1 rRNA gene is annotated in these 274 nt (G+C 41.6%); it reads right to left on the bottom strand.

The annotated features are described in order from the left end of the window. Nucleotides 1–189: 189 nt before the first annotated feature. A 23S ribosomal RNA gene (locus tag AEA42_RS19690) occupies nt 190–274 on the bottom strand; the annotation flags it as partial.

Consider the following 274-nt stretch of genomic DNA (forward strand, 5'->3'; position numbering starts at 1 on the left):
ACCACAATGCTATTGTCACCAAGCAAATTCGGTTTAAACAAGATTCGAGAGCGCACTCCGTGCTGCTAGATTCTAGGAACTAAAATCTGCTCTTATCTTATTTAATAATTCGGAAAGCTGTATTGAGCACCACTTCTTAAGTGTTTCTATTCAAGCTAAGTGCTACTTAGCAAAACCCATCTGGGTTGTATGGTTAAGCCTCTCGAGTCATTAGTATCAGTTAGCTCAACGCCTCACAACGCTTACACACCTGACCTATCAACGTCCTAGTCTC

The sequence above is a fragment of the Shewanella sp. Sh95 genome, from assembly GCF_001308045.1.
GTDB lineage: Bacteria > Pseudomonadota > Gammaproteobacteria > Enterobacterales > Shewanellaceae > Shewanella > Shewanella xiamenensis.